This window comes from Sphingomonas bacterium (assembly GCF_028292945.1).
Lineage (GTDB): Bacteria > Pseudomonadota > Alphaproteobacteria > Sphingomonadales > Sphingomonadaceae > Sphingomonas.
The window spans coordinates 1-6,750 of sequence record NZ_JAQGLJ010000127.1 but is presented as its reverse complement, the minus strand read 5'-3'; the positions used below and the strand labels follow the sequence as shown (position 1 = coordinate 6,750).

Genomic DNA, 6,750 nt, shown 5'->3' with positions numbered 1-6,750 from the left:
AAGACGCTGGTCGAGTCGGCACCCAAGGCCGTCAAGGAAGGCGTGTCCAAGGACGAGGCCGCCAAGCTGAAGGCCCAGCTGGAAGCAGCCGGCGCGACCGTCGAGGTCAAGTGAGCTGAAGCGGGAGAGACGGATTAGCCACCGCTAATCCGCACTCCCGCAAAGCCGGCAGGCGGGTCGCGTCAGCGAACCCGTCCGACGTCACGGGATTTACTCCAGTGACGTCCACGCCAGGAAGGGCGGCACCGTTTCGGCGGAGCCGCCCTTTTCTTGTCATCCACCCGGCTCCACCTCGGATGGCGGGTCAAGCGACACGGCGGAGGGTTGCCCTCCCCCGCCAGCAACATGCGCCGCCTTGCTCTCAGTGCCCTCCCTCAGGCCGCGGCTTGTGCCGTCGCGGTCGGCGGCGGCATGGCCATGGCGCGCTCGAATTCGGCGCTGAAGTCCGCTTCTCCGATCGTCTCGCCCGATCGGGCGAGGTGTTTCGCGCCGAGCCAATAAGCGTGGCCGAGTGCTTGCGTGATACCGGCCGCGACGCCGCCGCTGAGCGCCGCGGCGGCGAGGTCACCGGCACCGGGCCAGATCTTCAAGAGCTGGGCGACGCCCAGCCGGAACAGCGCCATCCCCCCACTGCGCGCGAGCGCCACCCCCGCCAGCTTGGCATAGTGAGCGACGGAGCCGGTCTGGACGCCGGCAAGCGAGTCCAGATCCGCCATCATCTTGCCCTGGACGCCGCAGATCGCCGCCACTCCCATCAGATGGCTGAAAGGTACAGCCTTTAGAAGGGTTCGTGTGCCGAGACCTCGGAACCGCGCGCGGAGTTACTCCTCCCGCACCGGCCCCTGGGCGCGTGCCGCGACCGCTTCGTAATTGCGGGGCGGCACGTCCAGCCAGAACGGGGCGAGCTTGGGCGAGTCGGCGCGCACCACGCCCACGCCCCAGCCCTGCGAGGTGCGGTGGTCGCCGGCTCCGTCACGGTGGCGCAGCGTGACGGCGACGAGTGGCACGAAGATCGGTCGGCCGGCCGCCTCCAGCGGCTGGATCTGCGCGTGCGGCAGCGCGGCGACGGCGCGAAAGCGGTGCTGGGCGCCGGGTGCGAGGGTGAACGGCGGCGCGACCGGACGGGTCACGGGCGCGGCGTTGAACTGCGCGAGCGCCGCCGCGTGCTCGCCGCCCGCGCTGAGCAGTGCGACGGCGGCGCGGATGTCGGCTGCGGGCCCGTCACCGGTGTTGGTGACGGTGATCTCCGCCTCGACTGTGGCGGTCAGCAGGTTGAGACCGGCGCGGGTCGGGCGAACATCGACCGTGAGCCGCGCGCGGCCGGCGAGCGTGGCTGACGCGGGCGCGCCGCGCTCGAAGAATGCTGGTGCCGGGGCGGCGGGGACCGGCTCGGGCGCCACGGGCGGTTCGGGTTCGGGATCGAGCGCGACCTCTTCCTCCACGGCGGGTTCGAAGCGGCGACGCAGCAGCACCCAGGCGAGGCCCCCCAGCAATCCGGCGCCTAGCAGCCACGGCCATAGCGGCGCTTCGCGACGCTCCTGCGGAAGGACGACGGTCTCGATCGGCGCTGGCGCGACGGTTGCGGCGGGTACGGGCACGGCCGTTGGCGTGGCCTCGGGCGTCGGCTCGTCGACGGGCGCAGCTGCGGTCGAGGTCGGGCTGGGAGCGGGAGTTGGCGCCACCGGCGACGTGCGGGTCGGCGTCGGCGTTGCTGTCGGGACCGGCGTGGGCGTGGGCGTGGGCCTCGCAGTCGGCAGCGGTGTCGGCGTCGGCGTCGGCGCAGGGGTCGCCGCGGCGGTGGGGGCCGGCGTGGGCGTCGGCGTCGCAATGCTGCTGTTGTCGAGCGGCACGGGAATGATCTGCGCCGGCGCGGCGGCGGCGAGCGCGAGCAGGGAGGCGCCGAGTAGACAGGTACGAGTCATGGACCGCGGGCTGTAAGCGAGGAGACCGGATGCGTCCATCGTCGCGGAGGAGAGGCGGCGTCCGCGCAGCGTTGACAGTTTCTTCCCCTCCCCCTATCTCCTGTGCTCACCATGGCTTTCGGGACATGGGGTGCCGTCGCGCAGCGCCCCGTACGAATAGGAAGCCGCTGGTCATCAGCACGCCGGGAGCCGACGCATTAATGCGATCGGCCTTTTCGCGTTCTGGTCTTCCTGCGTCCAGATTCTGGCTATCAAGGCAAGTAAAAACCCATGGCGACCAAGGCGATCGATGCGGGCAGCGCCCGTTCCGCGCGGACCACCACGGCCAAGCGGCGTATCCGCAAGGTGTTCGGCAACATCCACGAAGTCGTGCAGATGCCGAACCTGATCGAGGTGCAGCGCGAGAGCTATGAGCAGTTCCTGCGCTCGGACAAGAGCACCGGCCATGTGTCCGGTCTGGAGAAGACGCTGCGCAGTGTGTTCCCGATCCAGGATTTCGCGGGCACCGCCTATCTCGATTTCGACGATTACGTCCTCGAGCCGCCCAAGTTCGACGTGGAAGAATGCCGCCAGCGCGGCATCACCTATGCGGCACCGATGCGCGTCACGCTGCGCCTGACCGCGTTCGAGGTCGATCCGGATACCGAGGCCAAGTCGGTCATCGATATCAAGGAGCAGGACGTCTACATGGGCGACATGCCGCTCATGACGGGCAACGGCACCTTCTTCATCAACGGTACCGAGCGCGTCATCGTGTCGCAGATGCACCGGTCGCCGGGCGTACTGTTCGACCATGATCGCGGCAAGACGCACGCATCAGGCAAGTATCTGTTCGCGGCGCGCGTGATTCCGTATCGCGGCTCGTGGCTGGACTTCGAGTTCGACGCCAAGGACATCGTCAACGTTCGCATCGATCGCAAGCGCAAGCTGCCGGTCACCGCGCTGCTCTATGCGCTGGGCATGACGGGCGAGCAGATCCTCAACTACTTCTACAACCGCGTCACCTATGTGCGCGGCCAGGGCGGCTGGATCATCCCGTTCGCCGCCGAGAACTGGCGTGGCGTCAAGCCGATGTTCGACATCGTCGACGCCAAGTCGGGCGAGATCGTCTTCGCCCAGGGCCAGAAGATTTCGCCGCGCGCCGCGAACAAGTCGGCCAAGGACGGCCTTACCGATCTGCTGATCCCGACCGACGAAATCTTCGGCCGCTATTCCGCCTATGACCTTATCAACGAGGGGACCGGCGAAATCTACGTCGAAGCCGGCGACGAGATCACCGCCGAGAATCTGGAGATGCTCGACAAGGCGGGGATCGAGCGCATCGAGCTGCTCGACATCGACCATGTCTCGACGGGCCCGTGGATTCGCAACACGCTGAAGGCGGACAAGGCCGAGGAGCGCGAGCAGGCGCTGAGCGACATCTATCGCGTCATGCGCCCCGGCGAGCCGCCGACGCTGGAGACGGCGGAGTCGCTGTTCGGCGGGCTGTTCTTCGATCCCGATCGCTACGACCTGTCGGCGGTCGGTCGCGTCAAGCTCAACATGCGCCTGGGCCTCGACGTCGAGGACACGGTGACGACGCTGCGTTCCGAGGACATCCTGGAGGTCGTCAAGACGCTGGTCGGCCTGAAGGACGGCAAGGGCGAGATCGACGACATCGACAACCTCGGCAACCGCCGGGTGCGTTCGGTCGGCGAGCTGCTGGAGAACCAGTATCGCGTCGGCCTGTTGCGCATGGAGCGGGCGGTCAAGGAGCGCATGAGCTCGGTCGACGTGTCGACGGTGATGCCCAACGACTTGATCAACGCCAAGCCTGCGGTTGCCGCGGTGCGCGAGTTCTTCGGCTCGTCGCAGCTGTCGCAGTTCATGGATCAGACCAACCCGCTATCCGAAGTGACGCACAAGCGCCGCGTGTCGGCGCTCGGGCCGGGCGGGCTTACCCGTGAGAGGGCTGGCTTCGAAGTGCGCGACGTTCATCCGACGCATTACGGCCGCATCTGCCCGATCGAGACGCCGGAAGGTCCGAACATCGGCCTGATCAACTCGCTCGCGAGCTTCAGCCGGGTCAACAAGTACGGCTTCATCGAGACGCCGTACCGCAAGGTCATCGATCACAAGGTCACGCAGGACGTGGTCTATCTGTCGGCGATGGAAGAGGCCAAGCACACGATCGCGCAGGCTTCGGCCGAGCTCGACGGCGAAGGTCGTTTCACCGAGGAGCTGGTCTCGTCGCGTCAGGCGGGCGAGTTCCTGAACGCGCTGCCGGACACGGTGACGCTGATGGACGTGTCGCCGAAGCAGCTGGTGTCGGTCGCGGCGTCGCTGATCCCGTTCCTGGAGAATGATGACGCCAACCGCGCGCTGATGGGTTCGAACATGCAGCGCCAGGCGGTGCCGCTGGTCCAGGCCGAGGCGCCGTTCGTCGGCACGGGCATGGAAGAGACGGTCGCGCGGGACTCCGGCGCGGCGATCTCCGCCAAGCGCGCGGGCATCGTCGACCAGGTCGACGCGGCGCGCATCGTGGTGCGCGCGACGGGTGACGTCGATGCCGGCAAGTCGGGCGTCGACATCTACACGCTGATGAAATTCCAGCGTTCGAACCAGTCGACCTGCATCAACCAGCGCCCGCTGGTAAAGGTCGGCGACGCGGTCGACGCGGGCGACGTGATCGCCGACGGTCCGTCGACCGAGTTCGGCGAGCTGGCGCTGGGGCGCAACGCGCTCGTCGCGTTCATGCCGTGGAACGGGTATAACTACGAGGATTCGATCCTCATCTCCGAGCGGATCGTGAAGGACGACGTGTTCACGTCGATCCACATCGACGAGTTCGAGGTCATGGCCCGTGACACCAAGCTCGGGCCGGAGGACATCACGCGCGATATCCCGAACGTCGGCGAGGAAGCACTGCGCAACCTCGACGAGGCGGGCATCGTGTATATCGGTGCCGAGGTCGAGCCGGGCGATATCCTCGCCGGCAAGATCACGCCCAAGGGCGAGAGCCCGATGACGCCGGAGGAGAAGCTGCTCCGCGCCATCTTCGGCGAAAAGGCATCGGACGTGCGCGACACGTCGCTGCGCCTGCCGCCGGGCGTGTCGGGAACGGTCGTCGACGTGCGCGTGTTCAACCGCCACGGCATCGACAAGGACGAGCGCGCGATGGCGATCGAGCGCGAGGAGATCGAGCGCCTGAAGAAGGACAGCGACGACGAGCGTACGATCCTCAATCGCGCGACGTGGAGCCGCCTGCGCGAGATGCTGCTCGACCAGACCGCCACCGCCGTTCCGAAGGGCCTGAAGAAGGGCGCGAAGATCGACATGGACCTGCTCGACGGCGTCGATAAGCACGAATGGTGGAAGTTCGCCGTTCAGGACGACGCGACGCAGACCAACCTGGAGGCCGTCAAGGTCCAGTATGACGACGCCGTGAAGGTGATCGTCGACAAGTTCCAGGATCGCCGCGAGAAGCTGGAGCGTGGCGACGAGCTGCCGCCAGGCGTGCTCAAGATGGTCAAGGTGTTCGTCGCGGTGAAGCGCAAGCTGCAGCCGGGCGACAAGATGGCCGGCCGTCACGGCAACAAGGGCGTGATCAGCCGCATCCTGCCGGCCGAGGACATGCCGTTCCTCGCCGATGGGACGCCGGTCGACCTGGTGCTCAATCCGCTCGGCGTGCCGTCGCGCATGAATGTCGGGCAGATCTTCGAGACGCATCTGGGCTGGGCCGCGCGTGGTCTGGGTCAGCAGATCGCGGGCGCGCTGGACGAGTGGCGCGAGGCCAATCCCGATGCCAAGCCGGGCGCGATGCCCGACGCGGTGCGGGAGCGGTTGCGCGTCGTCTATGGCGAGCATTATCTCGACGACATCAACTCGCGCACCGGCGACGAGATCGTCGAGCTGGCGCAGAACCTGCGCGCGGGCGTGCCGATGGGCACCCCGGTGTTCGACGGCGCGGTCGAGAAGGACGTCACCGACATGCTGGCGCTGGCCGGGCTCGACAGCTCTGGTCAGTCCGATCTGTTCGACGGCCGCACGGGCGAGATGTTCGATCGCAAGGTGACGGTGGGCATCATCTACATGCTCAAGCTGCACCATCTGGTCGACGACAAGATCCACGCGCGCTCGATCGGGCCGTACTCGCTGGTCACGCAGCAGCCCCTGGGCGGCAAGGCGCAGTTCGGCGGGCAGCGGTTCGGCGAGATGGAGGTCTGGGCCTTGCAGGCCTACGGCGCCGCCTACACGTTGCAGGAGATGCTGACGGTGAAGTCCGACGACGTGGTCGGGCGCACCAAGGTGTACGAGGCGATCGTCAAGGGCGACGACACGTTCGAGGCCGGCATCCCCGAGAGCTTCAACGTGCTCGTCAAGGAAATGCGCTCGCTGGGCCTCAACGTCGACCTCAAGACATCCGAGGTCGACGAGGACGGACTGGCGATCGCGGCGGAGTGATCCCTACCCTCTCCCGCAAAGCGGGAGAGGGACAGGCGCGCAAGCGCCAGGGTGAGGGCCTGACCTGCCAGACATATCCTCACCCGACCTCGCTACGCTCGGCCACCCTCTCCTGCACGCGGGAGAGGGAAAAGAAATTCAGAAAGGTTCATCCCCATGAACGACATGACTCCCTTCGCCAATCCGGTCGCCAAGGCCGAGACGTTCGACCAGATCCAGATCGGCATCGCATCGCCCGACAAGATCCGTTCCTGGTCGTTCGGCGAGATCAAGAAGCCCGAGACCATCAACTATCGCACGTTCAAGCCCGAGCGTGACGGCCTGTTCTGCGCGCGCATCTTTGGTCCGATCAAGGACTATGAGTGCCTGTGCGGCAAGTACAAGC

6 protein-coding genes are annotated in these 6,750 nt (G+C 66.9%); 4 read left to right on the top strand and 2 right to left on the bottom strand.

Annotated features, from left to right (window positions below):
- On the top strand, window positions 1–114 hold a 114-nt coding region (locus JWN21_RS13400; RefSeq protein ID WP_299651157.1), incomplete at its 5' end, for a ribosomal protein L7/L12.
- A 260-nt stretch (window positions 115–374) separates the two neighbouring features.
- Here the strand turns inward: JWN21_RS13400 and JWN21_RS13395 are convergent.
- A complete protein-coding gene (locus JWN21_RS13395; protein WP_299651154.1) occupies window positions 375–749 on the bottom strand; it encodes a hypothetical protein in 375 nt (124 codons plus the stop codon).
- Between the two features lie 72 nt (window positions 750–821).
- The gene (locus JWN21_RS13390) at window positions 822–1,598 is read right to left on the bottom strand and encodes a hypothetical protein (protein WP_299651151.1); all 777 of its coding nucleotides are present in this window, start codon (window positions 1,596–1,598) and stop codon (window positions 822–824) included.
- Between the two features lie 10 nt (window positions 1,599–1,608).
- On the opposite strand from JWN21_RS13390, the gene JWN21_RS13385 reads away from it, so the two are divergent.
- The 3 genes from JWN21_RS13385 to JWN21_RS13375 form a co-directional block, all read left to right on the top strand.
- Window positions 1,609–1,938 (top strand): hypothetical protein, encoded by a 330-nt coding sequence (locus JWN21_RS13385; protein WP_299651149.1) that lies wholly within the window; start codon window positions 1,609–1,611, stop codon window positions 1,936–1,938.
- 254 nt (window positions 1,939–2,192) lie between these two features.
- Window positions 2,193–6,365: a DNA-directed RNA polymerase subunit beta gene (gene rpoB, locus JWN21_RS13380; RefSeq protein WP_299651146.1), complete on the top strand. Its 4,173-nt coding sequence runs from the start codon at window positions 2,193–2,195 to the stop codon at window positions 6,363–6,365.
- 156 nt (window positions 6,366–6,521) lie between these two features.
- A partial coding sequence (locus JWN21_RS13375) for a hypothetical protein (protein WP_299651143.1) occupies window positions 6,522–6,750 on the top strand: 229 nt, incomplete at its 3' end.